Source organism: Brevundimonas sp. ZS04 (assembly GCF_001956865.1).
Lineage (GTDB): Bacteria > Pseudomonadota > Alphaproteobacteria > Caulobacterales > Caulobacteraceae > Brevundimonas > Brevundimonas diminuta.
In genome coordinates this window covers 1-458 of the sequence record NZ_MTHE01000048.1, presented here as the reverse complement: position 1 = coordinate 458, position 458 = coordinate 1, and the positions used below count along the sequence as shown (strand labels likewise).

Sequence of the window (458 nt, the reverse complement as noted above, 5' to 3'; positions counted from 1 at the left end):
CTCTGGGCCAAGGCGCCGCTAGCGCGTGGCGCGATGGTCCCGACGCTCCGTCTCATCGAACCGGCCATGACGGCAGCGGTCCGCCGGACGGTCAAGCGGGCCGACGAGCTGCTGCTGGCGCGAGGTGGGCCGGGAGACCGCTCCTAGAAACGCGACCGCCGCGCCCCCTCACCGCAGTTCGCCCGTGACCTCGAGCGGCTGCTTGCGGGCCCGGGCGGAGAACGCACCGAACTCCAGCCGGTCGGCGCCGAACACCTTGTCGAGGGCAACGGTGTTGACCGTGCTCGAGGCATCCGTCAGCCGAAACGCGGTGACCTGCCGTTGCCGTCGAAGACCGCCGCATCGGTAGCTTGCTCCGATCACATCGAGACTGGGCGCACACCAGCCGATACTTCAAGCAATGCCGGTCGTCACGATCCCGCTGGACCAGGTCACCGATCGAGCGTCCTTCCACACGG

Annotated in this window: 1 protein-coding gene; it reads right to left on the bottom strand. The window is 69.0% G+C overall.

What is annotated here, in order from left to right:
• Positions 1-168: 168 nt before the first annotated feature.
• Positions 169-363, bottom strand: coding sequence for a hypothetical protein (locus BJP32_RS16700; protein WP_076224892.1), 195 nt, complete (start codon positions 361-363; stop codon positions 169-171).
• Between the last annotated feature and the right edge of the window lie 95 nt (positions 364-458).